Origin of the sequence: Neisseria sp. HMSC061H08, from assembly GCF_001836795.1 — a bacterium.
Classification (GTDB): Bacteria; Pseudomonadota; Gammaproteobacteria; order Burkholderiales; family Neisseriaceae; genus Neisseria; species Neisseria subflava_A.
Map to the genome: position 1 here is coordinate 377,540 of NZ_KV830556.1, position 21,825 is coordinate 399,364.

Here is a 21,825-nt window from a genome sequence, read left to right on the forward strand (position 1 = left end):
CTGAAAAGTTTCAGACGGCCTTTTTATTTTATTCTACTCCCAATCCATCGCATGACCGGAACTGCCATACTGTTTCCTATTGCCATGTATCGCGGCGTGTCCGGACATTGCTCGGCTGGCTTGTTTCGCCATGTAATCCGAGTGTAGTTGTCTGGGAATCCTTGCAGCCTTTCGCATTCAACTGGGGTTAGTTTGCGGACTTCCGGGAAAGTGATAACGCAATTACCATTGCAGATTTGGTCTGAATCTACGCCTCTACCGCCAAACCCAGTGCTTAACGTTGCTCCAATATTGACAATAAGTGTTTCGCTCCCTCCGGATAAAGCCCCTCCTTTCCTTTTTAACGTGCCGGCGGTGTTGGATGCCTGGAATGTTCCAAAGCTTCCCTCAATAAATGTGGCAGATTCTTTCCCCTTTTTTCCGCCCGTCTCAGGATTCCTACTTTTGCTCGGCTGCTCAAATAGTATTTGGGCGGCACGTCTGTCTCGATTACCTGCGATAAGGAACACTCTTCGGCGACGTTGGGGGACTCCGAAATATTGGGCATCCAAGATTCGCCATGCGATTTCGCATTCGTCCGAACGCACAACACCTGCACCCGTCCATCTGCCCCTTGTTGGGACAAGCTCTTTGGACTCGCCAAGCAAAGCTGCCAAAAAACATCCGAAGGCGTTGTCTCGTGTTGATAAGACGCCGGGGACGTTTTCCCACAGTACAACTGCGTCGGGCAGTCCGTAGCGTCTTCGAATAGTGTTAATTGCATTTAAAATCCTTACAAAAACAAGCGTCAGGTTTCCGCGTTCGTCATTTAGGCTGTTTCTTAAGCCGGCAACCGAAAAAGCCTGGCAAGGCGTCCCGCCGACCAAAATATCAGGTGCTTCAATTTCCCCCGACAAAATCCGCTCCGGTAACGTCGTCATGTCGCCATAGTTCGGGACGCTTGGGTAGTGGTGTGCCAAGACGGCGCATGGGAATGGCTCTATTTCCGAGAACCATGCCGGTTCAAATCCCATCCCCTGCCACGCTACGGATACCGCTTCAATTCCGCTGCAAACGCTGCCGTACCTCAAAACCATTTATTAATCCTTGTATAAATACTCGTCCCGCATTCTGATGACTTCCTCCCGCTTGTAGAGGTTGTCCCGTCCCACCAACTTCGGCTGCGGTATCAGCCCCGCCCGGCGGCGCGCCCAAATGGTTGTCGTGGACGGCGGCTTTTTGCCCGGTATTGTCCATAGTTTCTTCACTTCATCCAACGTGATGTATTCACCCATTTTTGTTCCTTTCTTGTTGGTCAGTCTCGGTTAATCAGTTTGTCATTCATCGCCTGCGACGCTTTAATGGCGGCGCGGGCAGATTCGATGGCGCTTTCAACGGTGTCGTACTGCGGCTTGGTGTAGCGGACGGTTTTGGCGCGGATATTGGCTTCGTTTGCGGCCTTGATGGCGGCGAAGTCAAAAATAGGTTCTTGCGGAGTCAGTCCGCTGACGAGCGGACGACGTAGTTTTTCAATACTGCGGATGTATTCGCGGTAGTTTCTTTGTTTTTTGCGGGCTGATTCGCTATGGAAGGCATTATCTTTCGCCGCTTTTTCGATTTTTTCGCGGGTTTCACGGCTCATGTATCTTAGCTCTTCGATATTGTCTAAATCGAGCATGTCTTTTTTATATTCTTTCGCCAATTCAGGACTTAAACCTGTCTGAACTAAATCAACGGCGGTTTGCACTGAAAATCCGTGTTTCCAAATAAGCCATTCTACAGGCTCGGTTTTTTCTAGGTCGGCCAGGGTTGCCGCTGCTGGGCGATTGATTAAATTTTGCACAGATTCGGGGTCGAATTTCATTTTCGTAGAGTTATTGACACAAGTCCAAGCGGCGGCAGTGCCGCCGTTTTTTTTCAAAACCCACGAATGGATGCGCGAAATTTCGACGCGCCCGGTGGCTTTTTCGTAAACGCCCATGATGCGGTCGGCAGGGATTTCACCGTAGCAGTTCGGCTCTTTCGCCTCTTCGCGGTACAGTCCGAGACGGACGTTTTTGCGCGATACGGACTCGCCACCCAAAAGGACGGTAAAACGCATCCAGTCGCCCATGTCGGCAGCCTGTTGGGCAAGCATTAAAAGGTCGTCTGAAGCGTCTGGGTTGATTCGGCGCAGCTCGCGCCAAATGGTAACGGGGCAGCCGCCGATTTGCTGGAACTGGCGGATACCGTGATGACTTGCCCATGCGTCCACGCGGACGGCGGTTTCTGCCATGCTCAACAGCGCGTCAGACTCATAGTCAACGCCCAAGCCTTCGCCGCTTTGACTTTTGCCGTCGATGTTTTTGGCGATATATTTGGCGATATAACCGGCAGCCGAACCACGCGCCCAGTTGATGGCTTCAAAGTCAACGCGGGCAGAGGCAGGGGTTTCCTTCCAAAATTTAAAATATTTGGATGCCCAGAATTTTTTCTCGGTTTTCAGTCCGGCGTGAATGGCGGCGAGCGTAGGCGCGCTTCCTTGTTTTTCACGGATTTTTGCTTGGATTCGGCGGGCTTCCGCGTCCGCTTCTTCTAGGGTGTCGAAATATTTCAAACCCAGCTCTTCACGGTTTTCGCGGCAGGCGTGTTTTGCCACGACGCGGCGGAAGGTAAGGCGGTGTTGCTCTTCCATGAAGACAAGGCCGTGCCAGTGCGGCGTACCGTCATGATGCGGCTCGGCAACGCGGAAACCGTAGATTTTGATTTTCAGACGACCTAATTCCGCACAGATACGACCCCATACTTTATTTAAGTATGCCTGCGCCTGCGTCGGCGTTTCGCCGCTGAATTTCTCGTTCGGCTTGCCAAAGTGGTGCATACGGTGCATGCGGGAAGGGCAGGTAATCGTAAAAAATTCGCCGACGTGGTTTTTCAGGCGGGCGATTTCCTCAAAGCCGCGAATACGCACCATCAATTCGGCGCGACGCAGGGCAGGGTTTGAGACAGTGACTTCGGACAAAGCCTCAAGCGTAAATTCTTGCCCCAGCTCATTGACCGCAATCATGGTTTGCAACATGGCAAGATTGCGACGCTTTTGAGACAAGCGGCGGAAAACTGCTTCATCAGAGGCATAAAGCCCCGTTTTTCGGGATACAAAGCCAGCCTCTCGACGGTAGCGTTCGGCGGCGCGTGCGAAAATGCGACGAAGCTGGCGACGCCAGAATTTAGGAGCTTTCAGGCGGGCTTCGATGGCTTCGGGGATTTTGTCCTTGAATACTTTTTGGGTATCGATGCCGTATTCGGAAGCGGCATAGTGGATCAGACCGGCGAGACTCCAGCCGATACGTTGTTTAAAATAGATGTCCTTGGCTGCGCTATCAGCAAGACCGCGGATGTCGTCGTCCGAAGCATCCAAACCTACCGAACGGACGGCAGGCGGTAGAATGGTCAGATTGTCGAGCAGGGTTTTCAGACTGTCTTCGGCGCGAACACGCGCAGCGGCGGGCTGAATGCCGCCGTCCAACTGACGGACGACCAAATCAGTAAAGAACGAACGCGCTTTTGATGCCTCTGCAGGTTTCAGGCTTTCAAATCCTTCGCGCAACACGGGCGGAAGCAGCAAAAAGGCTTTGGCGGCGTAGTCTTGCTGCGCCACCTTTGCATTTGCCGTGTGAATTGATATGCCCATGATTTGTCCTATGTGAAAAGGTCGTCTGAAATACCCGTCTGTCCGAGTAGTCAAGCGTCTGTCCGCTTTGTCATTGCTCCGTTAGAATGGAAGCTCCTAAACAACATTCCCGGAGACTTGAAATGAAGCTCAATCGCGAACTTCAAAGAAAAATATTGTCTGTCCTGACAGAATGCTTCCCCAAAGACCCTCCACCGAATTTCCTTCATACCTTACGCGCCGAATACGGCGAGGATGAAACAGACGGCAATCTGATGTATTTGGAAATGCACGGACTGGTCAACTTCAAATTCACCCGCTTCTTAGGCGGGTCGTATTCCATCGATTATTTGAAACCGACTGAAAAGGCTTTTGATTTCCTTGCCGAAGACGGCGGTCTTTCTGCGGTTTTAGGGGTAGTTACGGTCAGACTGGATGCGGAAACCCTGCGGGAACTGGTCGCCCTGAAAATAGACAAGGCCGACATTCCGACCGGTCAAAAAGAAACACTGCTTAAAATTATTCGCTCTCTGCCGGAGGAGGGTTTAAAGCGGTTATCGTCCCGATTGATTGAGTTCGCTTTGGACAAGGGCGCGGATTTAGTGAAACTGCTTGATATATCCGGCGGCCTCTAATTGTTGCCAGGTGGCGAAATCGGATACTTCCGACTTCGCCCAACTCAATATCAAATTCTTCGATCATTCGGTCTGAACATTCAGGTTCGGATACCATCAGTCGATTACCGGTATCGCACCATATGTACTGGTCGGTTTCATATATCTGCATGGTTTCATCTCAATGCTTAAAATAATCCTGAATTCTTTCTTCGATTTCCGCGTCCAGCTTTTTCTGCTCGATTTTGTAGTCCACATAGAGCCAAACGCCGAGCGCGGCGATAAAAACAATGCCGATGACTGCGAAGATACTCATTGCCCCACCTCATGCGGGATTTCAGCGTCTCCGCCCATATGGTCGAATGTCGGCGATTCGTAAACGCAGACTGGGTCAGTTGCGGGCAGCGTTTGCGGCTGTTCCGCAATGTTTCCGTGGGTCGAACCAAGCATAAAATAAGATGCGGCGAGCATCAGGGCGAGGATGATGTAGCGGATTTTGATTTTCATGATGTTTCCTTGTTTGGTCGGGTTCAGGCAGCCTTAAGGTCGTCTGAAACTGGGTTTACTTTCATTTTTCTGCCGGCATATACCGCGCGGGCTATTTTTTCGTCTATGCCTTCAAGCTGTCTGGCGGCTTCGGAAAGCTGGAGAACCGGCAAGCCCAAGCTGTACACTACGTTTTGCTGATTCAACATATTGCCCAGTCGGGCGATTTCCTTTATCAACCGCTGGCTATCTTCCAGAGCCTTGCTTTGCTCCGGTGTAACCAGCCAACTTCTGACGACTTCGGCATCGTTGTAAGCCGCCAACGGCTGACGGCCTGTATTTCGTTCCAAGAGCGCGTCGCGCTCCAAGCCGTTCATGATTTTTGCGTTTTCAGTTTTACTGCTTGCCAGCTTTTTGCCGATATTCCACATGGCGCGGGCTTGGGCTTTGGTTCTAAAAAAGCGAACCCGCTGCGGTGCCGACTTCCACGTCGGGACGATTTCGCCGTTCATTTTTCTTTCCCTTTACAACAAATTTCTCTGACTGCTGCCGCCGTGTTGTTCGATGATTTCGTCTGCCGTCATCTGCGGTGGCACCAAGGCGGGGTTTTGATGCAGCGGGCTGGGCGGGGAAATGGTTTTGATGACTTCCGTCGATGCCACGCCCGACCAGCCGCACGAAGCATTCAGGCATTGAATCGAGCTATAACGGAGGCGGTCTGTCATCTTCCGACTCGCCGTTACCTTGCAGCGGCTGCCGCAGCAAGGGCAGGTAATCTGTACCCGCATATTTCCGTGTTCCGCCTTACTGATGTTGCGCTGCGCCATTTTCATTTCTCCGTTTCAGGTCTGCCGATGCGTCTTCAAAGGCACGCAGATACATTTCCGCATATTCCAAGGCAGCTTCGGCGGCAAATTCGCTCAATGACTTATTCGCCGCGCAGGCCGCTGATTCCATCAGGTCAAGCTCTTCGCCGAAAAATTTGACCTCGACGGCGGCAGTGGCTAGTTCTTCCGGCGCGCTTGTTTTGGGGCAGGGTTCGGCGTGGACGTGTTGTTTGAGAGACAGTCTGCCTTCGATTTTGTGAATACAGTTTTGACACATGACGTTTCCTTTTTGGGTTGATGCCGACTGTCCGGCGGGTCAAGCGTCTTTCCGCTTTGTCATCACTCACGTTACAATGTCATTTCCAGTAACCGTAAACGGAGTAATTAAAATGAGACTTTCCGAATTTGAAGTTTTACAACTTGCAGCTACCTTAGCCGCTCCTTATGCCGACCGTTATTCAAGTGATTATGAATATGTTGAACGTATGTTCCACATTGCCGAAGCCATTAAACGCAAACTTAAAGCACAGCAGCCAAAAGGGAAATTTGAAGTTTCTTAGCGATTAAGTGTTTTTGACGCTACGGCATAACCCGCCCTGATTGCTTCATCACGCTTGATTAAGCGCAGGTTTTTGCCGTATTTGAGGCGGTTGATATAGCGCAACTGCATTTCCAATGCCTGGACGCGGACGGCGATTTCTTCGACGGGGCGGTCAGGCATTCTTGCCAATTCAGCGGCAAGGTCTTTCAGCTCTTGCAGGTCGCCATTGAACAGGCAACCGTATTTGCGGTCTTTTTTAGTGCGGATATAGGCGCGTTGGGCGCGGGCTTCTGCTGCTTCGATGGAAACGATGAGAGTCATTTTTCTGCTCCTTGATTGGGGTTGATGCCGTCTGAAATTTGTTTGTACTGCACTGGAAACTTTTCTTTTAAAAAATTCATTTGGGCTTTCGGAATACCGTTTTTCTGCCATTGAGAAACTGCGCCTCGAGTTATTCCGCAGATCTCTGCAACCGCTGACACGCCTCCCAATTCTTTAATGAACTTGACTTGTTGGTCTGTTTTCATTTTTTCTTTCCTTTTTAAAGTTTAGTGAACTATACAATCCTAAACTTGTCTAGTCAAGCATACTAAACAAATAATAGTTTAGAATTCTAAATAATCATTGTTTTTACTAAGAATTTTTTAGCTGGGATTTTTTGCGATGGACTTGAAAGGCAGACTTCAAGAATTGATGAATGACTACGGTCTAATTACCCAACAGGACTTGGCAGACTTCGCAGGTGTCTCAAAAGGTCTTGTTGGGCAGTGGTTCAATGGGCAGACTGGCTTAGGAAAAAAGCCGTTATTGGCATTTGAGAAGAAGACAAACTTTTCTACTCGATGGCTGGCAGATGGTTTAGGTGATAAGTATAGGAAGGATTTAGGAATGTATAGGTCGTCTGAAAACCTTTCAGACGACCTTGAAACGGCACGTTTAGATTTATATGACGTGTCCGCATCTTGCGGCAGCGGTCATCTCAACGTCGACTATCCCGAATTGCTGCACTCGTTGGAAATACCGAAGGCCGCACTTAAAGAACTGCTCGGCACGGACAACCTGCATGGCGTTAAGCTGATGTCGCCAGATGGAGATAGTATGGAGCCGACGATACCGCCGAAGTCGATCACTTTAATCAAAACTGACGTCGCAGAATTTGAATCCAGCGGCGTGTACCTGTTTACTTTTCAAGGCTATACCTACATCAAACGCCTGGCTCGTGGAAAAGCAGGCGTGATACACGTTACAAGCGATAACCCGATTTACAGTAAATCCGACTTCGTTATTGAGCCTGAAGAATTTGACGATTTGTTTATTCACGGCAAATTTTGGAAGGTGTTGCCGTTGGATTTCCGGGATATTTGAAAAAGGGATAATCATGACAAACAACTTTAAAAACCAAGCCGCCGAATTTGCCGCCCGACATCGTGCGCTTTTATCTGCCATCCTCTACATCGGATGGTCAAAAACGGGCAAACTGGACTGGCGCGAACGGCGCGAAGTCGAAGACTGGATGCTGCGCTGCCTGAATATAGACACGCTATCCGCCCAAATCGAAGCCAGGAGTGCGGAAGATACCGTCGCCGCATTTGTCGCCGCCGTCAAAAAATCCGAAACCGCCCAAAATCCCGCACCGGAAAAACCTGAATCGGTCAAACAGGCTGAAAAGCTGCTCGCCGACCGCGAACAGCAGATAAAAAAACACTACCCTGCATTAAAGGACATCCTTAACAGACTGCCCGCAGCAACCACACTGGCAGAATTTGAAGCACTGCTGCATCAAGCCAAAGCCCAATCACCCAACCTACTGGAAGAAGCACTTGCCGTCTCGGGCAGCGTTGCCATTGCCACGATTGGCGATATATTCCCCGCCCGCTCCGCCATCGGAAAAATGAAAGATGTCTGGGGCGGCTGGGTTACTTTATCCGACGGAAGGCGTTTTTAAATGACTAAAAAATCAGACTTCGCCATTCTGCCCGTGGGCGGCAGCTTCGAGATGGACTATATCAACACAGACGGCATATCCAGCCGCCGCATCATCGACGTGCGCGCCTTCGCGCTCGACAGCGACGGCTATATCCGCGCGTTCTGCCATGCACGGAAAATGGTCAGGACATTCAAATACAGCGGCATCATCGGACTGGTGGACTTGGAGACGGGCGAAGTAGTCAAGCCCGAACATTTCCTCCGACATCTCAAGGCGCGTTACGACCGCGCACCGGAGCGTCAGATGGATTTTTTTGTTCGGGAGATGAAGCCGATTGTGGATGTGTTGGTCTATATCGCCTACTGCGATGGGAGATATGCGCCGTCTGAACAGCGGTATATTGCACAATGGCTGACGGACAAATCGGAAATGGGCAATGATTTTCTTGCTTATGCGCTTGGCGTTATGAAGTCTTGGCCTGTGCCGGATTCTATGGATTTTTCTTTTGCCGTCCGTGCTATTAATCAGCGTTTCCCTGAATGGCGTGATTCAATCTTGGAATATGCCCGTAATGTCGCTAAAGCAGACAGGAAGGTTACGGATGAAGAAACGAACCAGTTGGAAAAGCTGGAAAGGTTGTTTGGAATTTAAAACTTGAAGGATTTCGTTTTTAAAGGGATATAGTGAGGGATGAAAAGGCTAAATGAGAAAAGGCGACTATACCTGATGCGCTGTTCGCGCTATCAGCTTAAGAAGCGGCGGAATATTGTCAAAAAACAGAAACGGTTTATCGACTGGTTTAGCCTGCCTGTTCCTGAACAAGTTGGATTACACCCAAAATATGTCAAATTACTGACTAGTTTTGTTGAGCGTTTGTATGAAAAGGTTGAAAATGGATGCTCACGTATTCGTCTTGATTTCTCAAAAACGGAAAAGATGTATTCTGACGGCACGCTCTATCTGACAGCCTGTCTAAATGACTTAGTAGAACGTTTCCCAAATTGCCACTTCTCTATGGTAACACCATCTGAAACGAGAGTGGAGCAGGTGCTTTATCAGGTTGGTATTGCTAAACTTTTGGGAAGAATGAAAAGCTTTGACTCTTCCGCTTTTCATCATTCTGTGCGCCATTGGCATGTGGCACACGGCTATGATGTCAATCTTGAGAATGCGGAAAATATTTTTGATTCCTTTCAGGGCAGATTAACACCTGAACTTAGTCGGTCGATTTATGCCGGCGTGTCTGAAGCTATGACAAATTGTATGCATCATGCTTATGAGGGAGAGAATCTGCCTGATGCTTGCCGTAAGTGGTGGATGTTTTCGCGCGAAGATGCGACAAGTGGGCGATTACAGGTTGTTTTTTGTGACTTGGGTATCGGTATTCCCAATTCGTTATTCCGCGAATCCGATCAGGTATCTGACGGCTGGTTGGATAGGTTACGCAATTGGATTGACCGTCATGTCGAGGGCGGCAAGGCAGATGATGATGCTCTGAAAATCAGGGCAGCCATCGAAATTGGACGGACACGAACGAAACTGCAACATCGAGGCAAGGGCTTGAAACAGATGGTTTCAACACTTGACCAAATCGGCGACGGTGACGCGTCGGTTGAAATTATCAGCGGCAACGGTATGTACAGGCACCGTGCAAGAAATAAGAAAGTGGTTGAAAATGCTTTTCCTTTATCAGACAATAGAAAAACTGCTATACGTGGCACGTTAATCAATTGGTCTGTTCCGTTGCCGAAACGTGAGGCTGAATAATGAAAGATTCTACAATGACTATCCGTATTGCTTCTGATTTTTCCCGTTTTCCTGCCGGACGGTATACTACTGACGGCCCTTATTCGGGACAGGGCTTCTTGGAAAATAATTTGATTCCTGCGCTACAAAAAGGTGGGAAAGTTAAAATTGATTTGGATGGAACAATGGGCTACGGCTCCTCTTTTCTAGAGGAAGCTTTCGGGGGCTTGGTGCGTCTAAAGCAGTGGCCGCTGTCTGTGCTGCTGAATAAAATTGAGTTTGTATCAGACGAGGAACCTGATTTGGTCGATGAAATTCGCGGCTATATGAGGGATGCGGCAAATGAATAACCAGCCACATTGGTTTTATTTCTATATCATGCCTTTAATGCCGACCGTGCTTACCATAGCCGGTTGGTTTTTTGTTGTTCGGCGCGAAAAAAGTAAACGCCGCCTTGAGAGAAAAGACAGGCGTATTGATGCGGCTTTGACTTTGTTGGAAAAAATTGAAGCTGATGCTCTGCGTTATTATACTGTTGATGATGCAGATAATGCATTGGCAAGTGCCATTAAGCATAATTTAAAGTGGCTGGCGAAATTGTGTGCGCGGATTAATGGCAATTTGAAGGTTACGGAATTGCGGACGGTAACGACTGGTGGCGATTTCGAGTCCAAAAAACGGATGTTACTGAAGCCTGACCATGTTAAGTTTATTCAGATCCGTGATGTTGTATTTAAGCTTAGGGATGAGCTTGAAGGATGTCATGATGATTAACAAAGGCCGTCTGAATTTTTTCAGACGGCCTTTTGTTTTGGTCAGGATTTTGAAAATGCTGCGGCAAAGTTTGGGCTGACTTCGCCTTCGTAGAGGACAATCGGTACGTCTATCAGACTTTGGAGTTTGACGGCTGTCGTCAGTCCGTTGCTGTCAAGGGTGTGGACGGTTTCTTTACCGACCCATTTCTCTGCGTCGATTTCGGGCTTGAATCCTTGCAGGGTTACGGGGCTTTCAGGGGCGACGTCGGGGCGGCCGATGGCTAGGGAAATATCGAATTCCATTGCGCAGCGTTTTAGTTTTTTGTACGCGGCGCGCGCGCCGGTGGCGGCGGTTTTGGGGCTTTGGTAGGTATGGCGCAGGGTTTTGATTTTTTTGCCGGCAGTATCCACCTGTTTGATTTCGGTTACTTCTTTGGTGGTAATTTTGTGGGTTTTGCCGTCTTTGCGCTTGGTCTTGTATTTTTTGGTGGTGGTGACGGTTTTTTTGACGGGGTCGTAGTTGTCTTCGGTAATGACGACTTCGTGCTTTTTACCTGTCTGTTTGTCGATGTAGTAGGCGCGGACGGCGTTGTAGCTTTCGGTATTGCTGTATCTGAATGCATATTGGTCGCCACTGTTGCGGGTAATCCTGATTGTGGGCAACGGCTGCCCGCCGGCGGTTGTGGCTTCGCCTGATGAAACAAACAGGAGGCGGCCGTGTTTGACTGTTGCGATGGCGTCGTAGCGCTCGGCAAGGCGTGATAAGAAGGCAGCGTCGGATTCGTTGCTTTGGTCAATGTGGTCGATTTTTTCGTCTTGGTAGGCTTTGCCGATGATTGGTGTGTAGCCGTTGGCGGCGGCAATGGATTCGATGATTTCTTTCAGGCTGGTTTTGTGCCAGCTTTTTTCTTTTGCTTCGGAAAATCGGTCGGATGTGTCGGCGGATTGGGCGGTGATGTGCAGGGTGTCGGGTGCGCCGCTCCAGCTTACTTCGGTTATTTTGTAGCTGCCTTTATCGACAATGCCTGTTTCGATGTAGCCCAGGGCGATGGTTATCTCGGCAGACTTCGGGGGCAGGGCGAGCTTGCCGTCGTGGTCGGACAGGCTGACGGTCAGCTCGTCCGCCTCGAAGCCGCTTTTGTCGGTCAGGCTGATGGAGATGATGCGGGAGAGGGCGTCGGTATTGAACGGCTTACCGTTTATGGACAGCTTGGCGACTGGGGTTAGATGGTTGCCGCCGGTGTCGGTAATGGCGTTGAAGATTTTGACGGCTTGGTCTTTGATTTGGGTAAGTGCGGTCATGTCAGATTCCTGCAATGCTGCGGGCGATGGATACGCCAAGCTGAAGGGCTTTGCCTTTTAGTCCCAGCGGGCTGTCGGATACTTTTTTTAATTCTATGCTGAAGCTGATGGAACGGGCTTTGCCATCGTGCATGAGTTGGCTTCTGTCTTCTTTGATGGATGTGATGACGTATGCGCCCATTATTTGACCTGTGCCGAGGATGAGATTGTATGGTTTTCCACGCTCTGCCATGAGGTGGAGCATGGCCAGGGAGGTGTCTCCCCCTGTGATTTCCGGCCTCATTTCGGCTGACAGGGTCAGGGTGTCAGTTTCCGGCCCTAGGTATTGGGTGGGATTAATACCGCCGCCGACGGTGGATTGATTTGGGTGCTTCCAGCCGCTCTGGCGGTTGATGGTTTGAAAGGGGATGGTGCGGATGAGAAAGGGGAAGAATCCTAATGTGGCAAGCATGGTAGTGTCCTTTTTTGGTGTCAGTCATCTGAAAATGCGCTACGGGCACGACGTGCGGCTTGGTCTGCAATCTGCTTAATCTGACGGGCAACTTCGCGGGCGATGTCGGCAGGGCTTTGGCTGCCGCCGTTGATGGTAATGTTGACGGTCATACCACCTGCGTTTGTGTGATTGAACCCTGCCGATACGGGAACTGCTCCGACAAGGGAAGGGCGCGGTTCTTCAGCTGCGGCGGGGATAATGCTCTGCAATGCGCCCAAGCCTGCTTTGCGGATTTTTTCCAGAACACGCCATCCTCCGAAGCGGGCTACATCTTGTTGATTGAAGACAACCTCGCCTTTATGCACGATACCGGCCGCTTGGTTGACACCGCCCGCCCCTGTGTAACCACCTGTAGAATATCCTTTGTTGGGAATGTATGCGCCTACGCCATAACCGGCTGCGCTGCCTCCCGGCGCGGTCGGTTTGGTGGAAAAGGCTTTTTTCATCCATTCCCATGCGCTAGTAGCGACGGTTTTGAGGATTTGGAAGTTTTTGATGAGGATACCGATTGGGCCTAGTGCGGCGGAGAGGGCGTAGGATATGGGGTTGTTGCCGCTGAATGTTTTTTTTATCCATCCCCAGCCTGTGATGAGGGCGTTTTTGATGCGGTCCCAGTGTGTGGCCAGTGCAACGATTGCGCCAATCGGTCCGGTCAGTGCGTATAGGATGGGGTTTTGGGCGAATGTTTTTTTAATCCATTCCCAGCCTCTGATGAAGGCGGCAGTCAATGTATCCCAATTGGTGTAAACGAGATAGATGATGCCGATTATGGCAGTCAGCGCAAGGCCTATGGGATTTAATGTCATGAAACGTAGGGCAATGCCTAATACTTTAAGAATACTCATGCCGAATCCGCCAAAGGCAATGCGGGCGGCGGCAAAGGGGACGGCAACTGCGGCAATAACTGCGGCCAGCCCTGCTAAGGCGGTCATTGCTGCGGTTGCATAAAATGCGATTTTTCCAAGTTTGGCGGCGGCCTCTGGATTTTTTGCCGACCATTCGTTGAACTTATCCAATAAGCCTGAAATGACATTCATGCCGTATTCTAAGCCTGAAAACATACTGCGCCCAAAGCCTGATTCGGTATTGAAGAGCTTATTTTTGAACATCTGCCATTTGGACGACATGGCGTTGACACGAATTTCGAACTCTTTGTCGAGGCTGCCTAATGCGTCCGGAGAGGTGGCAAGGCGGATTTGCTCGCGCCAAAGCTCTGTATTAGCGATAAGTTGGGCAAATACGCGGTTATATTCGCCGCCTGCTAAGCCTTTGAGAATGCCTGCTTGTTGCTCTTTCGGCATTTGTTGGACGGCGGCAATGATTTTTTCAAGCGTACCTTGCGCGTCTTCGACCATGCCTTTTTGAACGGATTTTGCGTCTATACCTATGCTTTTCAGGGCTTCCCGTACGGGTTTCATATCAGGTGCGGTACCCAGCCTTGTCATGAGGCTGCCGACCGCTTTGGCAGAGGTGGAAGCATCTACACCTGCGGACATAAGGGCGGAGCCTAGAGCCGCTACATGCTTCTCGTTCATTTTCGCCAAACCCATGCTGCCTGATACTTCGTTCATGTAGCTGATGAGCTGGTCGCCTGCAACCAGTGCGTTGTCATCAAGGTAGTTCATGACGTTGACTAGTTCAGAAGCGGCTTCTTTGGATAATTTGAAGTTTTGGCGAATGCGCCCCAGCTCTTCTGCAAGCGCACCCGGGTCTGCTGCTTCAAAGGCATTTGCAGCTTTGACGGCTTCGGTAACGTAGGCTGCAAGCTCTTGGCGTGGGATATTCATCTTCGCGCCGGCAGTCATCATATTCATGATCTCAACCGTTGCCATGGGCAATTCACCGCTTAGTTTTTGGACTTCGGCGCGGATTTTAGCGATTTCGGCGTGGTTTAGACTGCCGTCTGTATTTTTGAGGATGCCGACTTGGCGGATCAGTCCCTGCATTGCATCTTCTTCGGACATGGCTGTATTGATGGCATGCCCTGCACCTTGCCTCATGGTGGCAGCCTTGCTACTTGTCCATGATGAGACACCCGATGCAATACCTGCGATGGCGGCGGCCTTGATTCGACTCTGTTGTCGTTTTTCCAACTTTTCTAAGGCGGTGGACTGCTTTTCGATTTGGGCAGTAGTCTTCTGCATTCGGGCGGCAATCTCTGCCTGCTCTTTTTCAAGGTTTTGTCCGGATACGCCAACTTTTTCCATGTGGTCTTTGTAGCGTTTTAGCTGCGCGGATTGTTTTTCGTATTCGTTATTCAGCCTTTCGCCTTCACGGGTCAGCTTTTTGAGTTCTGCTGCCTGTTTTTTTGTGGCAACGCCCGTTTTGTCGATTTCGGAAGTAAGACGGCTTGTGGCGGCAGAATTACGGATGATTTGCTCATTCAGACGGTTGAAATATTGTTCTGCCTTGCCGATTTTTACCAGTGCGGTTTGGGCGCGCTCGAGATCGCGCATTTCTTTTTTGTTTTTCGCCAATTCGCCCGACAGCCCGCTACTACTTTTTTTAATTCTGTCAAACGTTTTGCTTGCTTTGTCGGCGGCTTTGAGGATAATATTAATTGTCTTGTCTGTCATGGCTCGAGCTTTAAGATGAAACGTAAAATGAAAAATCAAATCTTGGCGGATTCGGTTTTGAATGCAGTCGATTCTGTCATTTGGTGGTATGGCGCATTATTTTGGCTTTTTATTGCCGTCATTGCCCTTATGGTATGGATGCTTCCTTGATTATTTTGTCGATTGAAAAGGTCGTCTGAATTGATTTCAGACGACCTTTTTTATTGTCCGTCTCCTTGGCGTGCGCGTTGGATTTCGGCGGCTTTGGCTGCCCAGCGGTTAAGGGTAAAAAGATTTAGTCCTGCGAACCAGCCGATACCTCCTTTGAAAGTAATGGTGCAGAGGGCAAGGGCGTCGTCTATTGGGTAAAACGCAGTAACGTCTTCATCTTCTTCAGCCTGCCAGATGTCTGGCGCTGCTTTTATAAGGTCGGCGAACTGGCCGGCTCGGTATCGGAAGCATGGGTATAGCCCAAATCGGCAAAGGCTTCCTGAATCTCTGCTTTCGCCGAAGGTGCGGCTGAAAAAAAATCAATAGCGGCATTGAGGGCTTGTACATCTGCCATACCTAATACGCCATATTGTGCCATGCCGATTTTTGGGGTGCTGATTTTTGAGAGGAGCTTTTGAACAGTTTCGGTGTGTTTGATTTTGATGAGGTCTTGTCCCATGCCTGCCATGTCTTTGGCCAGCGGTTCGCGCAGAGTGTAGGCTTTGCCGTCGGTCAGGGTTACGGTCAGGGTATCGTCTGGGTTGATTTTGATTTTTGGTTCTTGCATTTACTTGTTCCTGTTGTATGTGTTTAGAGGCCTAATGCGGCGCGAATGCCGGCACGAACGTCTTTGCCGCCGATGATGAGTTTGTTCGCCATGAGGTCTGCTTCAAAAACGACTTCTCCATCGACGGTTTCTTTCCAGTAGGTTAGGGCATATTTGAATGTCTGCTCTCCACCTTCGGCTGCTTTGTCTTCGCTGCGTGTGGTTTCGATAATTCGGCCACGCGCTTCGCCGACCAGTGTTTGGTAGGTTTCTTCGTCTTCTTTGTGCAATGCGCCTTGATAGCGTAAGAGGTTGCCATTGATTTTGTGGCTGATGGATTTGAACAGCTCAAGATCAAAACCTTTGCTGGTCAGCTCCAGCTCTAATTTTTCGATGCCATGAATGACGGTAAATTCGCCCATACCGCCGCCCGGGGTGTAGTCTTCGGTTTTGAATTTGATGTCCGGGCGTTTGACGGTCATGAGGACGCCGTCTTTGTTGAGTCCGTCGGTAAAGACGTTAAAACTTTTCAAGATGCGTGGCAGCTGCATTTGGGTGTCCTTTATTACTTGTGTTTGGGGTACCTATCCCTAACCCCTCTCTGTTGGGAGAGGGGAATTATTAGGAGGCAAGGTAGTTTAGACGGTGGTAGGTTTGAGGTTAGATGCGAATTCGATAACTCGGTCGGTCAGGTTGACGATAAAGCGGTCTGATACATGTTGGTTGAGTTCGATATTCTCTAAAGGCGGGGCTACGGTAAATTCGTAGTCGAAGGCAAAGATACCGCCGGCTACGCGTTCTTTTTCGATTTTTTTGGTGTCGATGAAGACTTGCGCGCCCAATAACCAGCCTTGATAGACTTTTTCGGCGAGCTTGGCATTGATGCTGTTGATGATGTCAATCATAAGGCTCGGGTGCATTGGTTTGTCCATTGCCCAGAGAAAGCTTTCGGCGATGGTCTCTTTAATTACGGAAGAGACACGGACTATCGGTTCGAATGCCCAGGCAGGATCTGCAGAACATGTGCGGTTGCCCCAAACGCGGAAGCCGTTTTCACGGATGAGGGTGGTAATGTTGAGGTTGTTGATGGTATTGGCGTCGCTGTTGATGTCCAGAAGTCCGAAGCTGCGTGGGTATTTAAGGGCGGATACGCCTTGAATTTCGGTATTTGAAATGGATTTGTGCGGACCGATTTTTTGGTCAAGCATGGCGCGTGCGCCGAGGATACGGGCAACGGTAGCGGCAGTTTCTTGGGTTTTGGAAGCGCCGAAGGTCATGAATTCGTTGTCAATCAGCATGAGGTTTTTTTGCCCAAATCCGTTCTTATATTGGGTCAGGGCGGTAATATTTTCTGCGCCGCCGGCGGATGCATATACGAAGCCTTCAAGAGCGTTAGCGGTTACAACCAGCTCGGCGGTTACGTCAGCGTCGTCAAGTTCGGGCGCACCGATGATTTTTGGTTTGTAACCGGTATGTGCGGGAGCTTTCGCCAGGGCTTTGATACCTGCGATAACGTTTGCTTTCTGCTCCGGTGCTTTGGTTGAGCCGGGAACGCGGACTACAACGATTTGGGCATCTGCCTGATCTGCAATTGCGTCTAGGGATTTTGCCAAGGTTCCTTTGCTGCCTGCTTTATCAATCAGGGCAGAGACGGATGTTGAAAATATGGGTTTGGTAGCGGGAAAGACTGTGTCATCAGCGTCGTCTGCGGTGGCAACGATACCGATAATGTTGGTGGCGATGTCGGAAATATGGCGCGCGCCGTGTGTGAATTCGTTGGCTGTTACGCCGTGCATGCGTTTTGCGGTCATGTGGCTGTCCGTTTCTTTGGGGATGGTCTGATTGTTGCTTTGCTTTTTATCGGTGGCAAGCGGTGGAGGTTTTGAGTGGGATTTTCAGGCCGTCTGAAGTTTTCAGACGGCCTTTGTTTGTCTTAAGCGGCGGCGATGCCAAATCCTGTCATCAATGCCGCGCCTTTATTGGCGGCTTTGGACACATCCCCTTGTACGATTTCAAAACCTGCACCGATTCGAACTGTACGGCCTGTATTGGCAACGTGGCTGGTACCAATACGGATTTTGTCGAAAGCGGTATTCCAAGGTACAACGGCTATATGCCATTCACCGTAGGCATAGGTATTGCCTACTCGGTTGACTTTGCCATCCACTGTGGCATTTTCCGGCATGCGTAGGGTAAAACCGTTTTCGCCATGAGTGGCGGTTACGCCGCCAACGGCGGGGCTTTCGCCCGTCATCGGCAGCAGGATAAACGCTGCCCCTGGTGTGCCTCCTTTTTCAAGTTTGAACGGCATAATAACTGTGGTCGGAGTACCGGTTGCGGCACTGACTCCGCTACTTTCGATATAGCGGTGGCCTCTACCGTTTTCGCCTGCCTGTGCCTTCATGTAACGGATGTTGCCCTCTTCTCCGAATGCGCCTGTCCATCCTTCCGGCTCTCCTGCACGGAGTGCATTGATGACGCTCGTCAGACGAGCCTCACTATTGCTGCCAACGGCTTCGGTGGCGCTGGATTCAAGGCCGTTAAATGTGAATTTAATGGATGTTTCTGTGGCGGCAGGTGTAGGCTGTTCGTTAGCAGTGGAGGTCGGTTGTTCAGGTTCTGCTTTATGCGTTGTTGAATCAGCTTTTGGTACTACCGTTTCTGGTGTCGGCTGTGTGACTGTCTCTGACGCTTTGCCTGCTGTCGATGCTTTGAGTTTAGTGATTTCGGCCTCTAAATCTGTCAGCTTCGCCTGCATCATGGTGGCGGCATAGTCAGTAGTCTGTGTATTTTTGTGGTTACGCGCACCTGTCCATACTTCTACTGTATCGGTCAGTTGGTTGTGCATGTAATTTTCGGCAACGGTACAGTTGTCTAATTCGCCGATAGGGTAGAAACCTGCACTTAGTAGGCCGTTTCGGTATTTAACTGTGTCAACTGTATAGGGTTGTCCCACTTCGGTTTTTCCCTGCTCGGCGTTCTTGTACGGGGTAATATCGCAGTGATTGCCGACAATGGACGAGCCGCGCAACTTGCCGATTATCATCTGGCGCATGAAGTTGCCGTCGGGGGAGTTTTGAATATAGTTCCCTCGGATTTGTGCAGCCAACATTGTGCCGTAACGCGCTTCTGCGCCCACGCTCATGCCGTATGTCGATGTGTTGACGGTTGCGGTAGCCGTTGCACCCGTACCACCGCCTCCTTCGAGGGTTACGGTTGGCGGTGTGTCGTAGCGGCTGCCGATGCGGCGCAGCTTGATTTCGGTAACTTTTCCGTCTTTCACTACTGCTTCGCCTTCTGCACCGAAGGCTTCCGCACCGCCTCCTGTGATGATGACTTTGGGGGCGGTGGTGTAGCCGCTGCCGCCATTGGTAACGGCAAATCCTGAAACGTAGCGCATGCCGTAAAAATCGCCGAACGGCAGGGCAAACGTAAACTGGTTGCGTTCAATCAGAAAGTGGTTGTGCCCGTAGTTGCATTGCAAACCGCGCGGGGCATAGACCGTATTGTCGTTAATCAGTTGACGGCAACGCAGCCACCATTTCTTCTGATTGCGGCGGGAAAGCACTCCCAATGCACCATTAATCGGATGAATGCCGATATTGCCGCTGACAATGGTATTTCCCGTAATTTCGATATTGCTGTCTTGGTAATAGAAACTGTACGGGTCTGCAATCTTTGAGGCGCGTCCATCCGTCGCGGCAAATACTTCTTCGATCACGGTAGAAATGCCGTAGTACATGGCACGGCCACTGTTGTTTACGATTTTGACGTTGTTGCCGGTATGAATATCCATTACCTTGCGCTTGCCAAAACCGAACACGTTGTCGTGGATGAATAGGTTATCCATTGGCAGGTATCGGGATGTGCATTGCTGATAACCCGGATCGAGGCTGACGATGGAATTATTCCAGCCACGCACATGTTCTAGATGCGCATCGGGGTGTCCGACTACAGAATCAGGTGCGAAGATGCCGCAAAGTTCGTAGCCTGATACGCGGACTGCTTCCACACCGCAGGTATAGTTGTGGTTAAAGTATCCGCCCGTGATGCGGGTGTTGACGGCAACCATGCCTTTTTCGTAGGCCTTGGCGACTTCGCCGGCGCCTACATCCTCTCCAGACGGAGAACCATGTAAACCTGCAATTACTGCGCCGCCAGTGAATCCCCGTACGTCGAAGTAGCGGATTTCTGTGCCTCTGCAGTCGAACAGTCGCCAACCGTAACCGCGACTCCATACCTGACCACCGCGCCAGAGGCCAAATGTGGGCGCAACAGTACCGTCATCTTGCGGGAATTGCGACAGGCCGTCTGAATTCCAGTAGCCGCCAACGCTGCGGTAGCGTTGGCTCGATTCGTCAATGTGCAGTTGGCGGATTTTCTCGCGTGTATATCCTTCAGGTTGTTGTACGCCTGATGTATCAGCCGAATTGTTCATGTAACGGGCAACATCGTGGGACAGTGTGGTGGTATTGAAACCTGCCTCCGCCGTACCTTTCAGCGCCATACCCGTGCCGATGTGCGGTTTTTCGCGCGTCCAGCCGTCGATATGCGGAATCCAGCGTTTGTCAGGGTCGGCCATGCCTGATATGTAGCCATAGTCCTTATAGGCGCGTGTAATACTTTTACCGCCGTGCAAAATGGTGTTGCCCTCGGATTTGTCACACAAGTGAAACACGTCCTGCCCCATTTCTTCCACGCAAAATTCTGCCAACGAGAAGTCGTACACATTAAAAACGGAATGATGAAAGGTAATACAGGGTTGTTGGCCGTTGACTGTCAGCATCATGCCGCCGACGGAAATTTGCCGTCCGTCCGCGCCGTAGTATTCCGGCTTGTAACCTGTGTTCTTCGTTACTGGGAAAAAGCCACCGCGCGAAGAAATAAAGACGTTAGACGGCAGACGGTCGTACCATGCCTGAATCAGACGGACGATATTCAATGCGTCTTTTTTGGAAGGATTGTTTTTGTACCAACCGTCGTAAACTTTTTTGCGCAGTTCGGGCGTCAAGGCATCTTCGATGTAGAACTTGCCTTTTTCAATGGCAATCTTGGCGGCAGCCTCGATTTGTTTGCCCTCGAACTTGGCCTGCTCGGTAATAATCAGCGATGGTGTTTTGACATCGGCAAAGGCATTGCCTACCGCTTCTGATACCTTGGCAGGTGTAATGAGGTGGATGTCGGACGTATTGTCGTTTAGTTTCAGACGGCCTTCTTCGTCAAGAGAGGCGGTCACGTTTGGATTTTCTGCAAGTTTTTTGGCTTTTGCGGATTCTTCTTTTGCCGCCACTACTGCATCGGTAATTGCCAGTACGGCTTGATCTAATTTTGATGTCATTGTTTATTTCCTAATTTTTTATACACTTCTGCCAGTGTTTCGTCGGTCAGGTCAGTGGATGCAGCTGGATTCGGAGTAGGGGCAACCGGTTGTTCAGGTCTAGTTGACGGTATGTGTTCCGTGCCGTTGCCGTTTTGTGTTTCTTTAATGACCTCTTTTACGATTTCCCGTATTTTTTCAGGAGATACGCCGGCGGTTGGTGTGCTTTCGGCAGGGGATACGACGACTAGCCCCTGCTCCATGATGCTGACGCGGACGGGTTCGGTACTCTCGCCGATAATGCCGCTGACGTTGGTAATGGAGGGAGCAATGTAGATTTCTCCGCGCAGGACGGTACAGACGATTCCCCCGAAAACGGCGCGTAGGTCGTATTGGCCTAATGTCCATGCGGTGTTTTGAGTCAAGTGGGCGGGGAAAGTAATAATAATTTCTTGCCCGCTGACACTGATTTGGGGGCGCAGCTCTTCGCCTGTCTGCCCGCGGACAGTCATTGCCCATTGCGCGGATTTAGGCTCGAATGGCAGGCCTCCACCGTCAAAGCCGATTCTGAAAATACGGGTATCGCCTTTGTATAAGGTCAGGTTTTTTGTCTGGATGGTCATTTGAGACTTTCAGGGAAGTGGGCTTTTTGTTTTTCGCGAAGATAGGCGGCTCGACAGTGGCTCTTCTGCCAGAAAAATAGTGCGTCAACTGCTTTTCGGATGGCTGTCCAGTGACTTTTGTTTGCTTCGACATCTTTGCGGTAGAGGCGGCTGGACAGGGTCTCGTCCGGGTAGCCGCCAAATACGGCATTAATTGTTTGGTCGGCAGCAATGGCAAGATTCTTGAAGTAGGCTTTGATGTTTGATTTCATTTT

General features: G+C 50.2%; 28 protein-coding genes. 9 read left to right on the forward strand and 19 right to left on the reverse strand.

Annotation, left to right across the window (positions count from 1 at the left end):
* Positions 1 to 23 precede the first annotated feature (23 nt).
* The 3 genes from HMPREF2675_RS02795 to HMPREF2675_RS02805 are packed head-to-tail and all read right to left on the reverse strand — an operon-like array spanning position 24 to position 3,649.
* The gene (locus tag HMPREF2675_RS02795) at positions 24 to 1,076 is read right to left on the reverse strand and encodes a DNA cytosine methyltransferase (RefSeq protein ID WP_070813999.1); all 1,053 of its coding nucleotides are present in this window, start codon (positions 1,074 to 1,076) and stop codon (positions 24 to 26) included.
* Positions 1,077 to 1,079: 3 nt separating this feature from the next.
* The gene (locus HMPREF2675_RS02800; protein ID WP_045074460.1) at positions 1,080 to 1,274 is read right to left on the reverse strand and encodes a hypothetical protein; all 195 of its coding nucleotides are present in this window, start codon (positions 1,272 to 1,274) and stop codon (positions 1,080 to 1,082) included.
* Positions 1,275 to 1,294: 20 nt separating this feature from the next.
* Positions 1,295 to 3,649, reverse strand: a complete 2,355-nt coding sequence (locus HMPREF2675_RS02805) for a replication endonuclease (RefSeq protein WP_070814000.1) — start codon at positions 3,647 to 3,649, stop codon at positions 1,295 to 1,297.
* Between the two features lie 86 nt (positions 3,650 to 3,735).
* On the opposite strand from HMPREF2675_RS02805, the gene HMPREF2675_RS02810 reads away from it, so the two are divergent.
* A complete protein-coding gene (locus tag HMPREF2675_RS02810; protein ID WP_141759941.1) occupies positions 3,736 to 4,263 on the forward strand; it encodes a hypothetical protein in 528 nt (175 codons plus the stop codon).
* Positions 4,264 to 4,423: 160 nt separating this feature from the next.
* On the opposite strand, the gene HMPREF2675_RS11500 is transcribed toward HMPREF2675_RS02810, so the two are convergent.
* Genes HMPREF2675_RS11500 through HMPREF2675_RS02830 form a run of 5 tightly spaced genes read right to left on the reverse strand, consistent with a single transcriptional unit; the run spans position 4,424 to position 5,832 of the window.
* Positions 4,424 to 4,558, reverse strand: coding sequence for a hypothetical protein (locus HMPREF2675_RS11500; RefSeq protein WP_283127782.1), 135 nt, complete (start codon positions 4,556 to 4,558; stop codon positions 4,424 to 4,426).
* Positions 4,555 to 4,749 (reverse strand): hypothetical protein, encoded by a 195-nt coding sequence (locus HMPREF2675_RS02815; RefSeq protein ID WP_063075552.1) that lies wholly within the window; start codon positions 4,747 to 4,749, stop codon positions 4,555 to 4,557. Before HMPREF2675_RS02815 ends, HMPREF2675_RS11500 begins: the two co-directional genes overlap by 4 nt.
* Positions 4,750 to 4,772: 23 nt before the next feature.
* Positions 4,773 to 5,240, reverse strand: coding sequence for a hypothetical protein (locus tag HMPREF2675_RS02820; RefSeq protein WP_063075553.1), 468 nt, complete (start codon positions 5,238 to 5,240; stop codon positions 4,773 to 4,775).
* 12 nt (positions 5,241 to 5,252) lie between these two features.
* Positions 5,253 to 5,555 carry an ogr/Delta-like zinc finger family protein gene (locus HMPREF2675_RS02825; protein ID WP_159068341.1) on the reverse strand — a complete coding sequence of 101 codons (303 nt, stop codon included), beginning with the start codon at positions 5,553 to 5,555 and terminating at the stop codon, positions 5,253 to 5,255.
* Positions 5,533 to 5,832: a hypothetical protein gene (locus HMPREF2675_RS02830; protein ID WP_063075555.1), complete on the reverse strand. Its 300-nt coding sequence runs from the start codon at positions 5,830 to 5,832 to the stop codon at positions 5,533 to 5,535. Before HMPREF2675_RS02830 ends, HMPREF2675_RS02825 begins: the two co-directional genes overlap by 23 nt.
* On the opposite strand from HMPREF2675_RS02830, the gene HMPREF2675_RS11345 reads away from it, so the two are divergent.
* Positions 5,831 to 6,115, forward strand: a complete 285-nt coding sequence (locus HMPREF2675_RS11345; RefSeq protein WP_168167152.1) for a hypothetical protein — start codon at positions 5,831 to 5,833, stop codon at positions 6,113 to 6,115. The two genes, HMPREF2675_RS02830 and HMPREF2675_RS11345, sit on opposite strands and share 2 nt — an antisense overlap.
* On the opposite strand, the gene HMPREF2675_RS02835 is transcribed toward HMPREF2675_RS11345, so the two are convergent.
* Together HMPREF2675_RS02835 and HMPREF2675_RS02840 are read right to left on the reverse strand one after the other, a co-directional pair.
* Complete coding sequence (locus HMPREF2675_RS02835; protein WP_070814002.1) at positions 6,112 to 6,417, reverse strand: hypothetical protein; 306 nt, start codon at positions 6,415 to 6,417, stop codon at positions 6,112 to 6,114. The two genes, HMPREF2675_RS11345 and HMPREF2675_RS02835, sit on opposite strands and share 4 nt — an antisense overlap.
* A complete protein-coding gene (locus tag HMPREF2675_RS02840; protein WP_070814003.1) occupies positions 6,414 to 6,623 on the reverse strand; it encodes a Cro/CI family transcriptional regulator in 210 nt (69 codons plus the stop codon). Before HMPREF2675_RS02840 ends, HMPREF2675_RS02835 begins: the two co-directional genes overlap by 4 nt.
* Before the next feature lie 136 nt (positions 6,624 to 6,759).
* Between HMPREF2675_RS02840 and HMPREF2675_RS02845 the strand changes: the two genes are divergently transcribed.
* The 6 genes from HMPREF2675_RS02845 (at position 6,760) to HMPREF2675_RS02870 (ending at position 10,543) form a co-directional block, all read left to right on the forward strand.
* Positions 6,760 to 7,461 (forward strand): LexA family transcriptional regulator, encoded by a 702-nt coding sequence (locus tag HMPREF2675_RS02845; RefSeq protein ID WP_083323862.1) that lies wholly within the window; start codon positions 6,760 to 6,762, stop codon positions 7,459 to 7,461.
* Positions 7,462 to 7,474: 13 nt separating this feature from the next.
* Positions 7,475 to 8,041: a hypothetical protein gene (locus HMPREF2675_RS02850; RefSeq protein ID WP_070814005.1), complete on the forward strand. Its 567-nt coding sequence runs from the start codon at positions 7,475 to 7,477 to the stop codon at positions 8,039 to 8,041.
* Positions 8,042 to 8,674, forward strand: coding sequence for a tellurite resistance TerB family protein (locus tag HMPREF2675_RS02855; protein ID WP_070814006.1), 633 nt, complete (start codon positions 8,042 to 8,044; stop codon positions 8,672 to 8,674). It begins immediately after the preceding gene.
* A 75-nt stretch (positions 8,675 to 8,749) separates the two neighbouring features.
* Positions 8,750 to 9,790, forward strand: coding sequence for a hypothetical protein (locus tag HMPREF2675_RS02860; protein WP_283127783.1), 1,041 nt, complete (start codon positions 8,750 to 8,752; stop codon positions 9,788 to 9,790).
* 14 nt (positions 9,791 to 9,804) lie between these two features.
* Positions 9,805 to 10,119, forward strand: coding sequence for an STAS-like domain-containing protein (locus HMPREF2675_RS02865; RefSeq protein ID WP_283127784.1), 315 nt, complete (start codon positions 9,805 to 9,807; stop codon positions 10,117 to 10,119).
* Complete coding sequence (locus HMPREF2675_RS02870; protein WP_070814009.1) at positions 10,112 to 10,543, forward strand: hypothetical protein; 432 nt, start codon at positions 10,112 to 10,114, stop codon at positions 10,541 to 10,543. The genes HMPREF2675_RS02865 and HMPREF2675_RS02870 overlap by 8 nt, the downstream gene beginning before the upstream one ends.
* 41 nt (positions 10,544 to 10,584) lie before the next feature.
* Here the strand turns inward: HMPREF2675_RS02870 and HMPREF2675_RS02875 are convergent, their stop codons facing one another.
* The 3 genes from HMPREF2675_RS02875 to HMPREF2675_RS02885 are packed head-to-tail and all read right to left on the reverse strand — an operon-like array spanning position 10,585 to position 14,895.
* Positions 10,585 to 11,826: a contractile injection system protein, VgrG/Pvc8 family gene (locus HMPREF2675_RS02875; RefSeq protein ID WP_070814010.1), complete on the reverse strand. Its 1,242-nt coding sequence runs from the start codon at positions 11,824 to 11,826 to the stop codon at positions 10,585 to 10,587.
* A 1-nt stretch (position 11,827) separates the two neighbouring features.
* Complete coding sequence (locus tag HMPREF2675_RS02880) at positions 11,828 to 12,277, reverse strand: phage tail protein (RefSeq protein ID WP_063075563.1); 450 nt, start codon at positions 12,275 to 12,277, stop codon at positions 11,828 to 11,830.
* 20 nt (positions 12,278 to 12,297) lie between these two features.
* On the reverse strand, positions 12,298 to 14,895 hold the full coding sequence (locus HMPREF2675_RS02885) for a phage tail tape measure protein (RefSeq protein WP_070814011.1): 2,598 nt from the start codon (positions 14,893 to 14,895) through the stop codon (positions 12,298 to 12,300).
* Between the two features lie 27 nt (positions 14,896 to 14,922).
* On the opposite strand from HMPREF2675_RS02885, the gene HMPREF2675_RS11505 reads away from it, so the two are divergent.
* Positions 14,923 to 15,045, forward strand: a complete 123-nt coding sequence (locus HMPREF2675_RS11505; protein ID WP_283127785.1) for a hypothetical protein — start codon at positions 14,923 to 14,925, stop codon at positions 15,043 to 15,045.
* Between the two features lie 250 nt (positions 15,046 to 15,295).
* Here the strand turns inward: HMPREF2675_RS11505 and HMPREF2675_RS02890 are convergent, their stop codons facing one another.
* From HMPREF2675_RS02890 to HMPREF2675_RS02915, 6 genes are all read right to left on the reverse strand, one after another.
* Complete coding sequence (locus HMPREF2675_RS02890; RefSeq protein ID WP_070647002.1) at positions 15,296 to 15,652, reverse strand: hypothetical protein; 357 nt, start codon at positions 15,650 to 15,652, stop codon at positions 15,296 to 15,298.
* Positions 15,653 to 15,675: 23 nt separating this feature from the next.
* On the reverse strand, positions 15,676 to 16,182 hold the full coding sequence (locus HMPREF2675_RS02895; protein ID WP_063075566.1) for a phage major tail tube protein: 507 nt from the start codon (positions 16,180 to 16,182) through the stop codon (positions 15,676 to 15,678).
* An 87-nt stretch (positions 16,183 to 16,269) separates the two neighbouring features.
* Positions 16,270 to 17,442 carry a phage tail sheath subtilisin-like domain-containing protein gene (locus tag HMPREF2675_RS02900; RefSeq protein ID WP_070814012.1) on the reverse strand — a complete coding sequence of 391 codons (1,173 nt, stop codon included), beginning with the start codon at positions 17,440 to 17,442 and terminating at the stop codon, positions 16,270 to 16,272.
* Positions 17,443 to 17,564: 122 nt separating this feature from the next.
* Complete coding sequence (locus tag HMPREF2675_RS02905) at positions 17,565 to 20,969, reverse strand: hypothetical protein (protein WP_070814013.1); 3,405 nt, start codon at positions 20,967 to 20,969, stop codon at positions 17,565 to 17,567.
* Positions 20,966 to 21,571: a hypothetical protein gene (locus tag HMPREF2675_RS02910; RefSeq protein WP_070647021.1), complete on the reverse strand. Its 606-nt coding sequence runs from the start codon at positions 21,569 to 21,571 to the stop codon at positions 20,966 to 20,968. Before HMPREF2675_RS02910 ends, HMPREF2675_RS02905 begins: the two co-directional genes overlap by 4 nt.
* A complete protein-coding gene (locus HMPREF2675_RS02915; RefSeq protein ID WP_070647023.1) occupies positions 21,568 to 21,822 on the reverse strand; it encodes a hypothetical protein in 255 nt (84 codons plus the stop codon). The genes HMPREF2675_RS02910 and HMPREF2675_RS02915 overlap by 4 nt, the downstream gene beginning before the upstream one ends.
* Positions 21,823 to 21,825: the final 3 nt, after the last annotated feature.